Source organism: Microbacterium sp. HSID17254 (genome assembly GCF_003989315.1).
In the GTDB taxonomy this organism is placed as follows: Bacteria; Actinomycetota; Actinomycetes; order Actinomycetales; family Microbacteriaceae; genus Microbacterium.
Map to the genome: position 1 here is coordinate 1 of NZ_RBLT01000025.1, position 18,243 is coordinate 18,243.

Sequence of the window (18,243 nt, forward strand, 5' to 3'; positions counted from 1 at the left end):
TGGGAGCGACCTGCGCCGCCATCAGACGCGCACGCGCGCCTCGCGCCCGGAGCCGAAGCGGTCCAGCGCCCCCGTCGCCGCGATGCCGCGGGCGAGCACCCACGACAGGGCACCGGCGATGACGGCGCCGGAGATCACGGTGCTCACGAGGTAGATCACGGTGAACGCGGGACCGGAGCCGGCGTACCAGAGGATGAGGTTGTTGATGCCTCCCGCGAGCGCAGCGCCGGCACCGGCGAGGATCGCGACGGGCAGCGACCAGCGACGGTAGAAGAACAGCAGGAAGACGAGCTCGGCGCCGAGACCCTGCACGAGGCCCGCTTCGAGCGTGAGGAAGCCACCCCACTGGTTGCCGATGAGCGCCGAGACGACGGCGGCCAGCAGTTCGACGTAGATCGCCGCACCGGCCTTGCGGATGATGAGGCCGCCGAGCACTCCGGCGAACAGCCACGGTCCGTCCAGGAGCCCCTGGAGCCCGGGGAGCAGCGGCTCGAGCAGGGCCTTGGGGCCGAGGTACCCGACGTTCCAGGCCAGGAAGATCAGGCCGGCGGCGACGCCGAGCACGCTGGCGACGACGATGTCGACGATGCGCCACCGCAGATAGCTGCGCGCCGGAGCGCCGGTCGTCTTCGTGGACGAGGATGCGGACGTGGACGTACTCATGTGAACTCCTCCCTGCGCTGGCATGACCCAGATCAGGTTCGACGGTCGAAGCGCGATTCGCTCCCTCTCAGCCCGGCCCGCCGGACTCCCGTGGTTGTGCTGTCGATCCTAGCGTCTTCCGCCCGCGCGTCCCGAGCCGCGCACGGCGGATTCCTGGCGGCATTCGGTACCGTAAGCGAGTGACCGCTTCCGATCCCCCTGAAGAGGCGTCCGGCGGCGTCGGCGTCGACGCGCGGCCCGAGGACTCCACCCCCGCGTCCTCGCAGACCGTCGACACGCTGCCTGCGACCACGACGGAGACCGTCGCGTGGGCCGATGCCTCGACACCGGCGACCGCGCTGACCTGGGTCGACACGGACGTGGTCGAGTCCGGGTCGTCGACGCCGGAGTTCGACGCCACCCCGGAAGCCGAGGCCGCCCCCGGCCTGCTGCGCGACGCGACGCTGCGTCCGGCGATCGCCGGCCCCGGCCTGCTCGTCCCGCTCGGGGTCCTCGCCGGGCTCGTCGCCTCCTACGCCGGAAGCACGCTGCTCTGGCCGTTGCACGAGGTCGCCCCCACCGTCCAGGCCGTGGAGGTCACCCCGGTGGCCGCCCCCACCGCCGCGCTCGCCTGGCCGGAGGTGGGCGACGGCGCCGTGGGCATCGCCGGGATGACCACGGCCGCGTCCACGACCGCCCCGGTCAGCATCGCGAGCATCACCAAGGTCGTCAGCACGCTCATGGTGCTCGACCGCCTGCCCCTCGCCCCCGGGGAGCAGGGCCCCGAGTTCTCCTTCACCTACGCCGACAGCATCCGGTACTGGGACTACCGGATCTCGAACCAGTCCGCGCTGGATGTCCCCGTGGGCGGGGTGCTGACCGAGTACCAGCTCCTGCAGGGCACCCTGCTCGGTTCGGCCAACAACTACATCGATCGGCTCGCCGCGGAGATCTGGGGCTCCAATCGGGAGTTCGCGGCCGCCGCCGAGGTCTGGCTCGGCGAGCGCGGGCTCTCCGGGATCACCGTGGTCACGCCGTCCGGATTCGACGCGCGCAACGTCGCCACCCCGGAGGCGCTCGTGGCTCTCGGCGAGCTCGCGATGCAGAATCCCGTGTTCGCGGAGATCGTGGGCACCCGGTCGGTCGAGCTGCCGGGGGCCGGCACGGTGGAGAACACGAACGGCATGCTCGCGGACCCGGGGGTCGTCGGCATCAAGACCGGCACACTCGTCGGCTGGAACCTGCTGACGGCGAAGGACGTCTCCGTGGGGGACTCGACGGTCCGCCTCTACGCCGCGGCGCTGAACCAGGAGGACGACGAGGCGCGTCTCGCCCTCACCCGAGCCCTCTTCGCGCAGACCGAGGCGGCGCTGCAGGCGCAGGGCCCCGCCGTTCCCGCCGGGACGGTGGTCGGACGCGTCCGCACCGCCTGGGGCGAGGAGGTCGACGTCGTGACCGGTGAGGACGCGGATGTGGTGCTGTGGAACGGGGCGAGCGCGACCGCGTCGGCTGTGTTCGATCTCGGCGAGCAGCGCGAGGCGGACGGCGACGTCGGCACCCTCACCACGGCCGGCCCCATCGACACCACCGAGACCGCACTCGTCCTCGCCGAAGACGTGGACGGCCCGAGCCCGTGGTGGCGCCTCACCCATCCCCTCGAGCTGTTCGGCATCGACGCGGACCGCTCCTGACGACTGACGCCCCGCTCCGAGTCCGGAGCGGGGCGTCAGGGCGATGACGATCAGGGACGAGGCGACGCGCCGTCCGCCCCGTCGTCGAGGAGCGCCTGCGCGGCGGCCGCCTCCGCTCCGGGAAGCTGGGCACCGACGGCGGCACCCGCCACGGCATCGGCCGCCTGCTCCTCCGCGCGGACCTCGGCGTCGGCCTCTCCCGTCACCACGACCGGAGACGACCCGGTCAGGGCCGCTTCCGCGTCGAGGTCGGTCGCCGCCTGCTCGAACTGCGACTGGTACAGCCGCCAGTACGCGCCCTGGGCGGCGATGAGCTCGTCGTGCGTGCCCTTCTCGACGATGTCGCCGTGCTCCATCACGAGGATGAGGTCCGCGTCGCGGATGGTCGACAGCCGGTGCGCGATGACGAACGAGGTGCGCCCCTGCCGGAGAGCGGCCATGGCGTTCTGCAGCAGCAGCTCGGTGCGGGTATCGACCGCCGAGGTGGCCTCGTCAAGGATGAGGATCGACGGCTGCGCCACGAACGCCCGGGCGATCGTGATGAGCTGCCGCTCACCGGCCGAGACATTCGACGCGTCCTCGTCGAGCACGGTGTCGTACCCATCCGGAAGCGCGTGCACGAAGCGGTCGACGTAGGTCGCCCGCGCGGCGGCCAGCACCTCCTCGTCCGTCGCGGTCGAGCGTCCGTAGCGGATGTTCTCGCGGATGCTCCCGGCGAACAGCCAGGGGTCCTGGAGCACCATGCCGGTGCGGGACCGGAGGTCGTCACGCGTGATGGTCGAGATGTCCTGACCGTCCAGCGTGATCCGTCCGCCGCTGAGTTCGTAGAACCGCATGATGAGGTTCACGAGCGTCGTCTTGCCGGCACCCGTGGGTCCGACGATCGCGACGGTCTGCCCCGGCTCCACCCGGAACGACAGATCGGTGATGAGCGGACGCTCCGGCGAGTAGGAGAAGGAGACGTTCTCGAACTCGATCACGCCCTCCCCTTCGCGCAGAGCAGGGGCGTCGGGGGCGTCGGCGTCCTGCTCATCGGCGTCGAGCAGGTCGAACACCCGCTCCGCCGAGGCGGTGCCGGACTGCACGACCGCGGCCATGCCGCCCAGCTCGGACAGCGGCTGCGTGAACTGCTGCGAGTACTGGATGAACGCCTGCACGTCGCCGAGCCGGAGCTGCCCGCTCGCGACCATGAGCCCGCCGAGCACCGCGATGCCGACGTAGGTGAGGCTGCCGACGAAGGTCATCGCGGGCATGATGATGCCCGAGAGGAACTGCGCCTTGAAGCTCGCCTGGAAGAGCTCCTCGTTCTCGGCCTTGAACTTGTCCAGCGCGTCCTGCTCGCGGCCGAACACCTTGACCAGCGCGTGGCCGGAGAAGGCCTCCTCGACCCGGGCGTTGAGCCGGCCGACCTTGCGCCACTGCGTGCCGAAGGCCTTCTGCGACCGCGGTCCGATGACGCCGAAGATCACGCCCATGAGCGGAAGCGCCACGAGGGCGACGAGGGCGAGCTGCCACGAGATCGAGAACATCATCACGAGCACGCCGATCACCGTCAGCACGGCGGTCAGTGCTCCCGACAGCGACTGCTGCATGGTCTGGGTGATGTTGTCGATGTCGTTCGTCACCCGCGAGATCAGCTCGCCGCGCTGCACCTTGTCGAAGTACGCCAGCGGGAGCCGGTTGATCTTCGCCTCGACGGCCTCGCGCAGCCGCCACATGGTGCGCACCATGATGACGTTGATGACGTATCCCTGCAGCCAGCTGAGGAACGCGGCCACGACGTAGATCGCGAGAACCGCGGCGATCACCCAGCGCAGCGCGTCGAAGTCGATGCCGTCGCCGACCCGGAAGTCGCCGAGCGCGCCCACCTGGTTGGCGAAGTCGTTCTGCCCGGCGTCCCGCAGCGCGTCGACGACGACGTCCTGCGGGGTCCCGGCCGGGAAGCCGGGGAAGTCGCCGGTGGGCTGACCGAGCTGGATCGAGATGAAGCCGCGATAGACGATGTTCGTCGCCTCGGCGAGCACCTTCGGGGCGGCGACGGTCAGCACGACCCCGATCGCACCGAGGATCGACACGAAGACGAACCACACCGCGGAGGGCTTGAGCAGCCCGATCATCCGCGCGAAGCTCGGGCCGAAGTTGTCGGCCTTGCCCGGCGCGACGCTGTCCCAGTCGCCGGAGTTCTGCCGCGCCTGCTCGGCGAGCTCCGCCTCGTACTGCTCCTCGGCGGTGAGCTCCCGCTCGACCGTGGGCGCGGCGGCCGCGCCCCGTCCGCGACGGCGCCGACCCTGGGTCCCTGAGCTTGTCGAAGGGTCCTGCTCGCTCATGCGTCCACCCCCAGCTGCGACTCGACGATCTCGCGATAGGTCTCGCTGGTCTCCAGCAGCTCCTCATGGGTTCCGACGCCGACCATGGTGCCGCCCTCGAGGACCACGATGCGGTCCGCGTCGGTGATCGTGGAGACGCGCTGCGCGACCACGATCTTCGTCACGTGCGGGAGCTCGCGCCAGAGCGCCTGCCGCAGCCGGGCATCCGTCGTGAGGTCGAGCGCGGAGAAGGAGTCGTCGAACACGAGCACCTGCGGCCGGTGCACGATGGCCCGCGCGATCGCCAGGCGCTGGCGCTGACCGCCGGACACGTTCGTGCCGCCCTGGGCGATGCGGGAGTCGAGGCCGTCCGGCATCTCCTCCACGAAGTCGCGCCCCTGGGCGATCTCCAGCGCGTGCCAGAGCTCCTCGTCGGTGGCGTCCTCGCGGCCGTAGCGCAGGTTGGACGCGACGGTGCCGGTGAAGAGGAAGGGACGCTGCGGCACCAGGCCGATGCTGTCCCACAGCGCCTCGACGTCGGCCTCGCGGACGTCTACGCCGCCGACGTGCACGGACCCGCCGGACACGTCGAACAGGCGCGGGATGAGCGAGACGAGCGTGGTCTTGCCCGACCCGGTGGAGCCGACGATCGCGACGGTCTCGCCCGGCTCCGCGGCGAAGCTGATGCCGGTGAGGACGGGGGCGTCGGCGCCGGGGTACGTGAACTCCACGTCGTCGAACGCGACGGCACCCGGGGTCGGGAAGACGGTGACGCCGTCCACCGGGCGGGTCATCGTGGACTCCGTGTTCAGCACCTCGCCGATGCGCTCGGCGGAAACCGCGGCGCGCGGGATCATCATCGCCATGAAGCTCGCCATGATGACGCCGCCCATGATCTGGCCGATGTACTGCATGAAGGCGAACAGGGTGCCCACCTGCACGGTGCCGTTGTTGACCTCGATGCCGCCGAACCAGATGACGGCGACGACCGTCACGTTGAGGATGAGCATGAAGAGCGGGAACAGCAGCACGAACAGCGAGCCGACCTTGCGGCCGACGACCATGATGTCGGTGTTCGCGCCGCGGAAGCGCTCCTCCTCGATGCGCTCCCGGACGAAGGCCCGCACCACGCGCACGCCGGTGAGCTGCTCGCGCATGATGCGGTTCACGTTGTCGAGCTTGCCCTGGTAGCTGCGGAAGAGCGGGACCATCCGGCCGATGACGAGCGCCGCGAGGACGAGGAGCACGGGGACGGCGACGGCGATCAGCCAGCTCAGCTCGGCGCTGGTGCGCACGGCGAAGATGATGCCGCCGATCGCGAGCAGCGGAGCGGTGACGAGCATGGTCGCGCCCATCATCGCCAGCATCTGCACCTGCTGCACGTCGTTCGTGTTGCGGGTGATGAGGGATCCGGCACCGAACTGCGAGACCTCGCGCTCGGAGAAGCCGCTCACCTTGCCGAACACGTCGGCGCGGATGTCACGGCCGGCGCCCATCGCGGCGCGGGCGGCGAAGAAGGTCGCGATGACCGAGGCCACGATCTGGCCGAATGACACGGCCAGCATGAACAGGCCGGTGCGCCAGATGTACGCGGTGTCGCCCTGCGCGACGCCCTTGTCGATGATGTCGGCGTTGAGGTACGGCAGGTAGAGGGTGGCGGCCGCGCTGGCGAACTGGAAGACCAGCACGGCGACGAGGAGCCACTTGTAGCGTGACAGATATCGGAGGAGGAGTTTTCCCAGCACAGGCGTACTTTCTCGGAAGGAGGAGGCGGCGGATCTCCCGGCAGACGGATGCCGACCGACGACCGGCCATAGGACAGGGTGCCACGAAGCGGCGACATTCGGATCCCCCTCCGGGAGGACCTTCGCTCACAGCGAACCGGTGCCGTGTCACCCACGTCTTTCTGCACGCAGGTGATCAATGGCCGCCCCTAGAGAACTGAGGCGCGCGTCAGAACAGCGCGGGCTGCGGAACGTAGTCTCGGGCGGGCGCCCCGGCGTCGGGGCCGAGCTCGGCGAGGGAGGCCGGCTGCCACCGCGGGTTGCGATCCTTGTCGACGAGCTGCGCGCGGATGCCCTCCACCAGGTCGGGGTGTTCGTTCACGAACCAGAGCACCCGGCGGTACTCGCCCTCCAGCGCGGCGCGGAGCCCGGTCATCTCCCGGGCCTCCCGCACGGCGTCGAGCGTCACGACGAGGCCCGTCGGAGCCAGATCGTCGAGCAGGTCGGCGACGGCCGCCGCTTCCTCGGTGCCGAGCGCGCGGAGCCGCTCGAGGATCTCGGGCACGGTCGGGGCGGCGAACGCCTCGTCGATCCACTCCCGCGCGGCGGGAAGCGAGGACGGCTCCGGCGTCTCGTCGAAGAGCAGGACGATCTCGCTGGGACTCGTCGGGTCGGCGCGGTAGGCCAGCGCCTCGCGCAGCGCGTCGAGGCGGTCGGAGGGGACGAAGTGATCCGCGAAGCCCGCGTACACGGCGTCGGCACCGTTCATCGTGGCCCCGGTGAGGCCGAGGTACTCGCCGAGCCGTCCCGGCGCCTGCCCCAGCAGCCAGGTGCCGCCGACGTCGGGCGTGAAGCCGATCCGGGTCTCCGGCATGGCGAGCTTCGAGCGTTCGGTGACCACGCGGATCGCGGCATGCCCTGCCAGACCGATACCGCCGCCCATCGTGATCCCGTCGGCGAGCGCGACCACATGCTTCGGGTACTCCGCGATCATGGCGTTCATCGCGTACTCGCCTCGGAAGAACTCCGCAGACTGCTCCGGATGGCCGGACGTGATCTGGCCGTGCAGGCGACGCACGTCGCCGCCCGCGCACATGCCGCGCTCCCCCGCGCCGTCGATGAGGACGATCTGCACGTCGGAGTCGTCGCGCCAGGCCACCAGCGCCTCCGTGATGGTCGCGATCATGTCCTCGTCGAGCGCATTGATCGCCTCCGGGCGGTTGAGCGTGAGTCGCCCGAGCGCTCCTTCGGTGCGGATGAGGACACGGGGCGCGGCGGGGGTATCGGTCACGGGTGCCAGGCTACCCCGTCGCGTGCGGCCGGATTCCGCACGAAATGCGGGTTCCGGGGCGGTTTTCCGGCAGGATAGGAGGAACTGTTCATCGCAACGAGAGGTCCCGGATGCCCGAAGGACAGGTGCTCGAGTTCACGAATGTGACGAAGCGCTTCAACGAGGTGACGGCCGTCTCGGATTTCTCCGCCCGTGTCGAGCCCGGCGCCGTCACCGCCTTCCTCGGCCCCAACGGTGCCGGCAAGACGACGACCCTGCGCATCCTGCTCGGCCAGGTGCGCGCCACGTCCGGCACCGCCACGATCGGCGGGGCCGCCTACGCCGAGCTGCGGCAGCCGCTGCGCACGATCGGCGCCGTGCTGGAGGAGACGGCCTATCGGCCGCGCCGCACGGCGAGCCGTCAGCTCACCATCGCCGCGAAGGCCAACGGCATCCGCCTGGCCCGCGTCGACGAGGTCATCTCCCTCGTCGGCCTGGAGGGCGAGGCGGACACGCGCATCGGCGGGTTCTCTCTCGGCATGCGCCAGCGCCTCAGCGTCGCCCACGCGCTCCTCGGCGACCCCGGCGCCCTCGTCTTCGACGAGCCGGCGAATGGCCTCGACCCGGAAGGCATCCGCTGGATGCGGCTGCTGATGCGTCGCCTCGCCGACGAAGGGCGCACGGTGCTGGTCTCCTCCCACGTGCTTAGCGAGATCGAGCAGGTCGCCGACCACGTGCTCGTGCTCTCCAAGGGACGCCTCGTGCTGTCGAGCGGCATCGAGACGCTGGCCGATCCGGCCGGCGGCTCCGTGGTCGTCGACTCGGCCGATCGCCCCGGCCTCACGACCGCGCTGGTCGCCGCCGGGTTCGACATCGAGGTGCTCCGCTCCGGGCTGACCGTGCGCGGGACCGACGCCAGCCGCGTCGGCGCCGTCGCTGCGGAGGCCGGTATCGCTCTCAGCACGCTCGTGCAGCGTGGCCCGACGCTGGAGGACGTCTTCATCGACCTCATGCGGGGCGGCCGCTTCGACACCGCCCCGGCGCTCGATCAGACGGAGGCTGCCGCCGAGGATGCCGAGTCCGCGACCGCCGCCGAGGCTCCGGCAGAGGAGTCTCCGACGGACGGCCCGTCGACGGATGAAGCCGCCGGGACCGCCGCTGCGGCTCTCGCAGCCGGCGGCACCGCCGCGCTCGCCGACGACCTGACGCCTCAGGCCACGGGCCCTGTCACCGCCGAGAGGATCGCCGACGACACCGCTCCGACCGACGAGGCGGATGCCACCGCGGACGAGGATGCGACCCGGGCTGTTCCCGTCGTCTCCGCCGACGACGACGCGACCCGGATCCTGCCCGTGGTCGACACGACCGCAGACGCGCAGCCCGCGGATGCGGATGCCGACGCGGAGGCCGAGGACTCGCCGTCGTTCGACGACATCCTCTTCGGTGCGCCCGCGCCCGTCGCCGAGTCTCCGCGGCGGTCCTTCGCCGCCCTGTTCGCAGCCGCGTCCGCCGACGCGGAGACCGAGTCGTCCGCGCAGCCGGCGGCGACGGACGCTCCCGGCGAGACCGAGTCCGAGTCCGAGTCCGAGACCGAGGCGGAGTCGCCGTCGACGACCGACGAGACCCCCGCCGAGACCCCCACCGAGGCCGTCGGCTCGGCTGCCGATGCACCGGACGACAGCACGAGCACCGACGCGCCCGACAGCGCCTCCGGTGACGAGGAGCCCGCGGGCGTGGAGTTCTTCACCGGCTTGGACGCCTCGTCGGCGGACGATGAGACCGCGCCGTCCGAGGACACCGCCGAGGCCGCAGCGCAGGGTGAGGACGCCTCTCCTGCGTCCGACGACGACCCGCGATCGGCCGCCGTGAGCTCGATGCTGGCCGCCGCCGCACGCGCCTACTACGAGGACGAACCGCGCGACTACCCGCTCGCTCCGGCGGAGGAGACGTCGCCCGGCGAGGGGGCTCCGCAGGACGAGATCGCGAGCGACGAGTCTGCAGACGACACGGAGACCCCGGCGGAGCAGCACGCCCCCGCGGACGACCGTGGGGACGAGCACCACCACGACGAGCACCACGGCTAAGCCCCCGCAGCAGAACGCCCTCCCGGTCGACCGGGAGGGCGTTCTGCATCCGGGATCAAGCCGGACGTGGTCGGATGACCGGGCGCCGACTGCCCTTCGACACCGGGGTCGGAGCCGTGGCGACGATCTCCTCGACCGTCGTGGGCTCCTCGGACACCGGAAGGCGCAGCGCCTGCGTCAGCGCCAGGCCGTGCCGTGTGGTCAGGATCAGGCGGTTGTACTGCGGATCGCCCTCGAGATCGACGACCACGCTCGGACGTCGACGGCGGATCAGCACGAAGTCGAGGCTCCCCGCGGCCTTCCAGCTCCCGGCGGCCAGCACGCCCGGGATGTGGGTACCCGGATTCGGGACGCCGCGGAGCCAGGTCCAGGCGTCGTCTGTCAGCTGGACCTTGGTGATCGTGTCGCGCACGATGCGGACGTTCTCGCGGTGGAAGGTGGCGGCACGTTCGATGGGCGAGAGCACGACCTCGAGTTGCGTCTGGTCCAGCAACAACGTCACCATGCCCCCAGTCTGCCAGCGCCGTCCTCCCGGTTGGCTGGAAGTTGCTCACAGGAACGCAACGATCCCTTGTCGGATTCCCTCAGTCCTGCCCTCACGACTCCTTCGCGAGGACAGGCTCCCACGCACGAACAGGCGCTGCCGCGGGCGGAAGCCTGGCTCCGCGTGAAGGCCTGATGCCGACGGCCTTCGGGCCCGCAGGCGTTCGCGGGAGATCAGGCAACGGTGTCCAAGGGTTCCTGCCCCCGCGCGGCTGCCTGTTCTCACGCGAACGAGTCACGCGAACGAACAGCGGGAGCAGCGATCAGGGGCGCGCGGTGTGGGCGGCCTGGGCGGCGTGCGGCAGGGCGGCCTCGATGCGCTGGAGCTCGTCCTCGCCGTGCGCGGCGGTGAGGAACCAGGCCTCGAAGACGCTCGGCGGCAGCGCGACGCCGTGCTCGCGCATCGCGTGGAAGAACGCCGCGTACCGGAACGACTCCTGCGCCTGCGCCTCGGCGTAGTCGCGCGGGGCGGAGGCGCGGAACGAGGCGCTGAAGAGGTTGCCGGCGGAGGCGAGGGCGTGGGTCACTCCGGCCTCGGCGAGTGCGCGGTCGAGAGCCGACGAGACCCGAGCGGCTGCGGCGTCGACGGTCGCGTAGACCTCCGGCGTCGCGAGGCGGAGCGTGGCCAGGCCCGCGGCCACGGACAGCGGGTTCCCGGAGAGCGTCCCCGCCTGGTAGACGGGGCCGAGGGGCGCCAGGAGGTCCATGACCTCGGCACGGCCACCGAGCGCCGCCAGCGGCATACCGCCGCCGACGACCTTGCCGAAGGTGAGGATGTCGGGAAGGTAGTCCTCCCCCGCCTGCGCCTGGAGGCCCCAGAAGCCGGCCGGGTGCACCCGGAAGCCGGTGAGGACCTCGTCGAGGATCATGAGGGCGCCGTGGGCGTGCGCGGTCTCCGCGATGAGGCGGTTGAAGCCCGGGAGCGGGGGCACCACGCCCATGTTCGCGGCCGAGGCCTCCACGATGACGGCCGCGATGCGGGGACCGTGCTCGGCGAAGACGGCGGCGAGCGCCTCGGGGTCGTTGTAGCGGATCACGAGCGTCTGCGCGGCGATCGGTGCGGGCACGCCGGCAGAACCGGGCAGCGCGAGCGTGGCGACCCCGGAGCCCGCCTCGGCGAGCAGGCCGTCGGAGTGGCCGTGATAGTGGCCGGCGAACTTCACGAGCAGATCGCGGCCGGTCGCACCGCGGGCGAGGCGGATCGCGGTCATGGTGGCCTCGGTGCCCGTCGAGACGAGACGGACGCGCTCCACGGGACGGATCTCGCCGAAGCGGACGCGGTCGGCGATGAGCGCGGCGAGCTCGACCTCCCCCTCGGTCGGAGCGCCGAAGGAGAGCCCGCGGGTGGCGGCCTCCTGCACGGCGGCGACGACCTCGGGCTGCGCGTGTCCGAGCAGTGCGGGACCCCAGGAGGCGACGAGGTCGACGTACTCGCGACCCGCGGCGTCGGTCACGGTGGCGCCGCGCGCCGAGGCGAGGAACCGCGGCGTCCCGCCGACCGACCCGTAGGCCCGCACCGGAGAGTTCACCCCGCCGGGGATCACCGCACGGGCGGCAGAGAAAAGGTCGTCATTGCGGTCGGTCATCGAGGCTCCTCCGTGATGCACGGAACTCTCCCGGCATCCCTTCCAGGCTAACCCGCCGCGTCTCCCCCGGAGGCCGCCGGCCGACGAAGGCTCAGCCGCGCAGCCAGCGGGCTGCTTCGGTGGCCCAGTACGTCAGCACCGCGTCGGCGCCCGCCCGGCGGATCGACAGCAGCGACTCGAGGACCGCGGCGCGCCGATCGATCCATCCGTTCGCGGCGGCGGCCTCGATCATCGCGTACTCGCCCGACACCTGGTACGCCCAGACCGGGACGGTCACGGCGTCGCGCACCTCGCGCAGCACGTCGAGGAAGGCCATCGCCGGCTTCACCATGACGATGTCCGCGCCCTCGTCCTCGTCGACCAGCGCCTCCCGCACGCCCTCGCGACGGTTGCCGGGGTCGAGCTGATACGTGCGGCGGTCGCCCTGGAGCTGCGAGTCCACGGCTTCGCGGAACGGGCCGTAGAACGCGCTCGCGTACTTCGCGGCATACGCCAGGATCAGGGTGTCGGTGAAGCCCTCGGCGTCGAGCGCCTGACGGATCACGGCGACCTGGCCGTCCATCATCCCGGACAGCCCCAGCAGCTGCGATCCCGCGCGCGCCTGGGCGAGGGCCATCGAGGCGTATCGCTCCAGGGTCGCGTCGTTGTCCACCGAGCCGTCGGCGGCGAGGACGCCGCAGTGCCCGTGATCGGTGAACTCGTCGAGGCAGAGGTCGGTCTGCACGACGAGCGCGTCGCCGACCTCGGCCGCCAGCGCCTCGGTGGCGACGTTCAGGATGCCCTGCGGGTCGTCCGCGCCGGAGCCCCGGGCGTCGCGCACGGCGGGAACGCCGAACAGCATGACCCCGCCGATCCCGGCCTCCGCGGCCTCCACGGCCGCGGAACGCAGCGAGTCGATCGAGTGCTGGGCGACGCCGGGCATCGACCCGATGGCGACCGGCTCGCTGATCCCTTCGCGGACGAAGAGCGGGAGCACGAGCTGACGCGGCTCGAGAGAGGTCTCGCGCACGAGGTCGCGGACGGCGCGCGACTGACGCAGTCGGCGCAGGCGGATGTCGGGGAAGCTCACGGCGCGAACTCGTCTGCCGCATGCGGAAGGGTGAACTGCGACACGGCCTCGATCAGCGCATCGATGGTCTGCCGATCGGCGACCACCGAGACGGGCAGGCCGGCGCGCTCGGCGTCCTTCGCCGTCCGCGGGCCGATCGCCGCGAGCAGCGTCTCGTCCGGGATCTCGGGGAACTGCTCCCGCACCTGCTCGGCCACCGAACCGCTGGTGATGAGGATCGCGTTGATCCGGCCGTTCTCGACGTCGCGCCGGATGCGCTCCGTCACCGGAACGCCGACCGTGCGATAGGCGACGACGCCGTGCACGTCGTGTCCCGCCTCGGACAGCAGGATGCTCAGGACGGGCTTGGCGATCTCGCTGCGCAGCGCCAGGATGCGGCGCGGCTCGTGCTCCAGAGCGATGAGCTGCTGCGCCATGCCCTGCGCGGAGTTGTCCTGTTCGGGGACCAGGGCCACCTCGTAGCCCACGGCCTGCAGCGCCGCGGCCGTCGTCTCCCCCACGGCCGCGATCTTCGTGGTCTTCGGCACGACGGCGCGGTGGGCGAACAGCACGTCCACCGTGGTCGCGCTCGTGACGGTCAGCCAGTCGAACTCGCCGGCCGCGAGCTGCTCCAGCGCACGGTCGAGGGTCGCCTGATCCGTGGTCGGAGCGAAGTTGATGAGCGGGGCGACGACGGGGACGGCGCCGAGAGCGCGGAGGCTCGCGGCGACGCTGTCGCCCCAGGGGCCGCCACGGGGCACGAGGATGCGCCAGCCGTCCAGCGGTCGGTCCTGCTTGCTTTCAGAAGTGGTCATGACAATTCGGATTGCTCTTGAGGGACGAGGTCGGCCGCCCCTTGATCGAGCAGCCGACGGGCAACAGCGAGCCCGAGCTCACGCGCTGCGTGCATCGGGTCTGCACCATCGGCAGCATCCGCACCATTGCCACTGCCGTTCCGATGAATATACTCCCCGTTCAGGGCTTCCGTGACGTCCAGACCGATCCGCCGACCGCCGTCCGGGGCGTAGACGACCGTCCTGACGCGGATCTCGGAGTCTTGGACGACGGCGTACGCCGCCATGGGGGCTTGACAACCGGCATCCAGTCCCTCCAGGATGGCGCGCTCGACGGTGATCGCGAGCCGCGTCTCCCGATGATCCAGCGCCGACAGCGCCGTGCGCAGCTCCTCCGGCGCGTCCGCCCGTGTCTCGACCGCCAGGGATCCCTGGCCGGGAGCGGTCGGCCATTCCGCGAGGCCGAGCTCCTCCCGATGCAGCGGCGAATCCGTGCCGAGTCGCGAGAGGCCGGCGGCGGCGAGGATCACGGCGTCCAGCTCTCCAGAGGCGACGCGCGCGAGGCGGGAGTCGACGTTGCCGCGGATGTCCACGACGTGGGCGCGAGGCGCACGGCGGTGGACCTGAGCGATACGTCGCGGCGACCCGGTACCCACGGCGCTCCCCGCCGGGAGCTCGTGCAGCGGGATGCCGTGTCGGGTGAGCACGACGTCGCGGGCATCCTCCCGTCGGGGCGTCGCGGCGATGACGAGCGACTCCGGCACCGCGGTGGGGAGGTCCTTGAGGGAGTGCACGAGGAAGTCGCACTCGCCGTCGAGGAGGGCCTCACGGAGACGGGTGGCGAAGATGCCGAGGCCGCCGATCTCCGACAGCGAGGCGCGATTGGTGTCGCCCTCGCTGGTGATCGGGACGAGCTCGACGCGGCGGCCGGTGACCTTCTCGAGCGCGGCGGCGACGTGACCCGACTGCGCCTGCGCGAGCGCGCTGCGGCGGGTGCCGAGACGGATGGGGGTGCTCATGGCGCTTACTGCAGCACGTCCGCGATCTCGTCGAAGCGCAGGCGGCGCCCCGTGTAGAAGGGCACCTCCTCCTTCACGAACATGCGGGCGTCGGTGTAGCGGAGGTCGCGCATCATGTCGACGAGGTCGGTCAGCTCGTCGGCTTCCAGCGGCAGCAGCCACTCGTAGTCGCCGAGGGCGAAGGAGGCCACCGTGTTCGCGATGACGCCGGTGAACGCCGCACCCTTGCGTCCGTGATCAGCGAGCATCGCGCGACGCTCGCTCTCCGGCGCGAGATACCACTCCGGCGTGCGGACGAACGGGTAGAGGCAGAGCCAGTCCTTGGGCTCGATGCCGCGGAGGAAGCCGGGGACGTGCGCGCGGTTGAACTCCGCGTCACGGTGGACACCCATGACGTTCCACACCGGGAGGAGCGAGCGCAGCATCTCGGTGCGGCGCAGGCGGCGGAGAGCCTTCTGCAGCTCCTCGGCGGTGGCGCCGTGCAGCCACACCATGAGGTCGGCGTCGGCCTTGAGCCCGGAGACGTCGTAGAAGCCGCGGACGGTGACGCCGGAGTCCTCGACGTGCGAGACGATCGACTCGAGCTCGGTCGCATCGTTCTCGGTGACGGGGGCGTCAGGATTGCGTCGCCAGACGGCCCAGAGGGTGTAACCGGACGGGTTCTCTTCGCGCAGGTCGGACATGATCCCAGTCTGCCCCCTTTGCGGAGGCGCCGCTAATCAGGGGAATACTGCCCCCGCCCGAGGGCGGTGCGGGGGGTGGCTCAGCGCGCGATGGCGCGGGCGATGGCCCACACGGCCCCGCCGACGGCGGCGGCGATCCCGACCGTCGCGGCGATCGCGGCAGCCGGATTGCGGTCCGCGAACGCACGCGCCTTGACGGCGGCGCGCGCCGACGCCTTCTCGACGCGCCGCGGGATGTTCCCCTTGACCTCGATGGCGGCGAGGGCCGCCTTCAGCTCGGCGCGCGCGGAGGCGACGGGATCGACGATTCCCGCGGGGACCGCGGTGCGCGGCAGCGACTCAGGGGTGCTCATCGCCGGCCTCCTTCACGATTCGGATGTCTTCGGCCACGGCTTGCGCGGGGTTCTGGCGACGGAGCACCTTGCGGAACTTCAGGATGCCGAGCAGTGCGAACAGCAGCACGGCGATGATGAGGATGCCGAACACCGCCAGCGCGGACAGCCACACCGGCCACCACGACGACAGTCCCGCGATCGCGAAGACGAGGATCACGGGCACGGCCCAGAACAGGAAGAACAGCGCGACGAGGAACCAGACGGAGCCGACCCCCGCGTCCTTCGCGGTGCGCGACACCCACGCCTTGGCCGCGTCGATCTCGGCCTTGACCAGATTCGTGACGAGCTCCGGCAGGTCGCCGAGCAGCGTCAGCAGGCTGTCGTCGGCGCGATCCCGATATCCGCGGGGCATGTCAGTCGTCGGACTTCCGCGGGGCGGGCTTCTTCGCGGCCGGCTTCGCCGCGGCGGGCTTCTGGGCCTCGGCGGCGCGCTCCTTGACCTCGTCGACCGCGTCCTCCGCGGCGTCCGAGATCTCCTCGGCCGCGTCCTTGCCGGAGGCGATGACGGCATCGAGCTTCTGTCCGGGGGTGCCGTCCCCGGTGACCGACTTCACGATCTTCACGGCACCGGTCCAGACGGCTCCCGGGACCGCGGCGGCCTTGTCGCCGACGAAGCCCTTGACCTTGTCGACGCGCTCCTGCACGGGGTCGGTGTTCCAGACCTTCAGCCACTGCGTCTTGATCTGCTCGTAGCGCTCGCGTCCTGCGCGGGTGCCGAGCACATAGCCGACGCCGAGTCCGACGACGAGTCCGATCTTCCCCTTCATGGGGTCTCCTCACGTTGTTCCGGCTGTGGTCCGTCCCGGGGGACGCCGATCGCCCGCGTCTCCACCGCGATCAGGTACCCAGCGTAACGCCGTATGCCGATTTCGGCATCAATCGATCAGAGGGTTGACACAGAGGCGTCGAGCGCACTCGCGCGTGCTCGGCGGACGCTCAGTCCCAGAGGAGAGCGCGGCGCAGGCGGTCCGCCTCGTTCGCAGCGTCCGGCACGACCTGCGCGAGCCCCGTGCCCGCGAGCCAGGCGCCCACAGCGGCCAGTCCTGGCACGGCCTGCACGGCCTGACGCGCTGCGGCACGCCGCTCCCCCGAGCCGATGATCGACGCGGGCTGCGCCTGCACGAAGCGCCCATGATGACCCGCCACGACCTGATCGGGCGACAGCGGGACGCCCAGGAGCGCCGAGGCCTCCCGACGGGCGAGGTCAATTGCGGCCTCGTCCTCCAGCGCCGCGGTGGCCGCCGGTTCCCCCTGCGCACCGAAGGAGACGCGGACCACCTCGCGGTCGCCCGCGGCCTCCCGCACCCACGACCACTTCGCCGTGGAGTGTGTGAGCGCCTTCGCCGTGTGGCTGTGCGGAACGGTGAGCACGCCGGTGCCGCGGGGCGGGGTGCGCAGCGCGGGCGCGTCGAGCAGCAGACTGATGATCTCGATCTCGGGGGCGGGCGCGGCGTCGGCGGCCGCGAGGGCGGGTACGGCGCCCGCGAGCAGCTCCCGCGCGCCGTGCTCGGAGGTCGCGACGATCACGGCGTCGGCGACGAGCTCCGCCTCCTGGGTCGCCTCCTCCCCCTCGATCGGCTGGTCCGCGGCGGGCTCCTCGACCACGACGCGCCAGGTGGTGCCGTCGGTGGTGAGGCGACGGGCCCGGACGCGAGTACGGACGGTCGCACCGAGTTCGTCGAGGTCGGCCGCGAGGGCGTCGACGAGCACGCTCATGCCGCCGACGAGCCCCTCGACGGCGGCACCGGGTGTCTTCGCGCCGCGCGACGCACCCTCTCCGCGGAGGGCCAGCACCGCACCGGACAGGGAGCCGACGCGGGTGAGGGCGGCGTTGAGCCCGGGGGCGGCGACATCGATGTCCACGTCCTCCGGGGATGCCGAGTAGACGCCCGTGGTGACGGGGGCGACGAGGCGGTCGCGCACCTTCTCCCCCATACGCGAGGCGACGAGGCGGCCGAGGCTCAGCTGGTGCCCGATCGTGAGCGGCGGGCGCACCCGGTCGAGATAGGCCCGCCAGGCGCCGGACCAGCCGATGATGCGGCGGACGTCGTCCTGGAACGGGTTGCCGGGGATGCCGAGGATGCCGCCGGCCGGAAGCGGAGCCGCGCCGCCGCCGGGGAGCCCGGCGAGCCACGCCCCTCCCGCCTGCGGCGTCACGACGCGGTCGGAGAGGCCGAGGTCGTCCACGAGGGCGCGGACATGCCCGCCCTTCGTCGCGTAGCTCTCCGCCCCGGCGTCGACGACGACCCCGTCCAGGGCGACCCTGCGGATCACGCCGCCCAGGGCCTCGGACCCCTCGAGCAGCGTCACCCGCATGCCGACCTTCGCGCACTCACGGGCGGCCACCATTCCGCCGACGCCGCCTCCCACCACGACGACGTGCTTCTGTGCGGCACGGGCGGCCAGGTCGGCCGGTTCAGCGGGTGCGGGGCGCTCGGGGCTCATGCCTCCATCCTTC

The 18,243-nt window shown here is 71.6% G+C and carries 16 protein-coding genes and 1 riboswitch; of the genes, 2 read left to right on the forward strand and 14 right to left on the reverse strand.

Translation table 11 applies throughout. The features are described 5' to 3' along the window. Positions 1 to 21 precede the first annotated feature (21 nt). A complete protein-coding gene (locus D8M34_RS13250) occupies positions 22 to 663 on the reverse strand; it encodes an ECF transporter S component (RefSeq protein WP_025104860.1) in 642 nt (213 codons plus the stop codon). Then, a riboswitch (TPP riboswitch) is annotated at positions 654 to 765 on the reverse strand. It overlaps the preceding gene by 10 nt. A gap of 77 nt (positions 766 to 842) precedes the next feature. On the opposite strand from D8M34_RS13250, the gene D8M34_RS13255 reads away from it, so the two are divergent. Then, positions 843 to 2,333 carry a D-alanyl-D-alanine carboxypeptidase family protein gene (locus tag D8M34_RS13255; RefSeq protein ID WP_126894227.1) on the forward strand — a complete coding sequence of 497 codons (1,491 nt, stop codon included), beginning with the start codon at positions 843 to 845 and terminating at the stop codon, positions 2,331 to 2,333. 50 nt (positions 2,334 to 2,383) lie between these two features. On the opposite strand, the gene D8M34_RS13260 is transcribed toward D8M34_RS13255, so the two are convergent. From D8M34_RS13260 to D8M34_RS13270, 3 genes are all read right to left on the reverse strand, one after another. Then, on the reverse strand, positions 2,384 to 4,660 hold the full coding sequence (locus D8M34_RS13260) for an ABC transporter ATP-binding protein (protein ID WP_126894228.1): 2,277 nt from the start codon (positions 4,658 to 4,660) through the stop codon (positions 2,384 to 2,386). Next, positions 4,657 to 6,384: an ABC transporter ATP-binding protein gene (locus D8M34_RS13265; protein ID WP_025104863.1), complete on the reverse strand. Its 1,728-nt coding sequence runs from the start codon at positions 6,382 to 6,384 to the stop codon at positions 4,657 to 4,659. Before D8M34_RS13265 ends, D8M34_RS13260 begins: the two co-directional genes overlap by 4 nt. Before the next feature lie 208 nt (positions 6,385 to 6,592). Next, a complete protein-coding gene (locus D8M34_RS13270; protein ID WP_126894229.1) occupies positions 6,593 to 7,654 on the reverse strand; it encodes an enoyl-CoA hydratase/isomerase family protein in 1,062 nt (353 codons plus the stop codon). Between the two features lie 110 nt (positions 7,655 to 7,764). Between D8M34_RS13270 and D8M34_RS19420 the strand changes: the two genes are divergently transcribed. Then, entirely contained in the window at positions 7,765 to 9,717 is a 1,953-nt protein-coding gene (locus tag D8M34_RS19420) for an ATP-binding cassette domain-containing protein (RefSeq protein WP_202976265.1), read from the forward strand. 55 nt (positions 9,718 to 9,772) lie between these two features. Here the strand turns inward: D8M34_RS19420 and D8M34_RS13280 are convergent, their stop codons facing one another. The 10 genes from D8M34_RS13280 to D8M34_RS13325 form a co-directional block, all read right to left on the reverse strand. Further along, positions 9,773 to 10,222 (reverse strand): hypothetical protein, encoded by a 450-nt coding sequence (locus D8M34_RS13280; RefSeq protein ID WP_025104866.1) that lies wholly within the window; start codon positions 10,220 to 10,222, stop codon positions 9,773 to 9,775. 301 nt (positions 10,223 to 10,523) lie between these two features. Further along, positions 10,524 to 11,846 carry a glutamate-1-semialdehyde 2,1-aminomutase gene (gene hemL / locus D8M34_RS13285; protein WP_085605583.1) on the reverse strand — a complete coding sequence of 441 codons (1,323 nt, stop codon included), beginning with the start codon at positions 11,844 to 11,846 and terminating at the stop codon, positions 10,524 to 10,526. A gap of 91 nt (positions 11,847 to 11,937) precedes the next feature. Further along, positions 11,938 to 12,915 (reverse strand): porphobilinogen synthase, encoded by a 978-nt coding sequence (gene hemB, locus D8M34_RS13290; RefSeq protein WP_126894230.1) that lies wholly within the window; start codon positions 12,913 to 12,915, stop codon positions 11,938 to 11,940. Beyond that, a complete protein-coding gene (locus D8M34_RS13295) occupies positions 12,912 to 13,709 on the reverse strand; it encodes a uroporphyrinogen-III synthase (protein WP_025104869.1) in 798 nt (265 codons plus the stop codon). Before D8M34_RS13295 ends, hemB begins: the two co-directional genes overlap by 4 nt. Beyond that, complete coding sequence (gene hemC / locus D8M34_RS13300) at positions 13,706 to 14,707, reverse strand: hydroxymethylbilane synthase (protein WP_126894231.1); 1,002 nt, start codon at positions 14,705 to 14,707, stop codon at positions 13,706 to 13,708. Before hemC ends, D8M34_RS13295 begins: the two co-directional genes overlap by 4 nt. Before the next feature lie 5 nt (positions 14,708 to 14,712). After that, the gene (gene hemQ / locus D8M34_RS13305) at positions 14,713 to 15,390 is read right to left on the reverse strand and encodes a hydrogen peroxide-dependent heme synthase (RefSeq protein WP_174235391.1); all 678 of its coding nucleotides are present in this window, start codon (positions 15,388 to 15,390) and stop codon (positions 14,713 to 14,715) included. Between the two features lie 80 nt (positions 15,391 to 15,470). Beyond that, positions 15,471 to 15,743 carry a hypothetical protein gene (locus D8M34_RS13310; RefSeq protein ID WP_025104872.1) on the reverse strand — a complete coding sequence of 91 codons (273 nt, stop codon included), beginning with the start codon at positions 15,741 to 15,743 and terminating at the stop codon, positions 15,471 to 15,473. Then, positions 15,730 to 16,137 (reverse strand): phage holin family protein, encoded by a 408-nt coding sequence (locus D8M34_RS13315; RefSeq protein ID WP_025104873.1) that lies wholly within the window; start codon positions 16,135 to 16,137, stop codon positions 15,730 to 15,732. Before D8M34_RS13315 ends, D8M34_RS13310 begins: the two co-directional genes overlap by 14 nt. Before the next feature lies 1 nt (position 16,138). Beyond that, on the reverse strand, positions 16,139 to 16,552 hold the full coding sequence (locus tag D8M34_RS13320) for a hypothetical protein (RefSeq protein WP_025104874.1): 414 nt from the start codon (positions 16,550 to 16,552) through the stop codon (positions 16,139 to 16,141). Positions 16,553 to 16,721: 169 nt separating this feature from the next. Then, entirely contained in the window at positions 16,722 to 18,230 is a 1,509-nt protein-coding gene (locus tag D8M34_RS13325; RefSeq protein WP_126894232.1) for a protoporphyrinogen/coproporphyrinogen oxidase, read from the reverse strand. Positions 18,231 to 18,243: the final 13 nt, after the last annotated feature.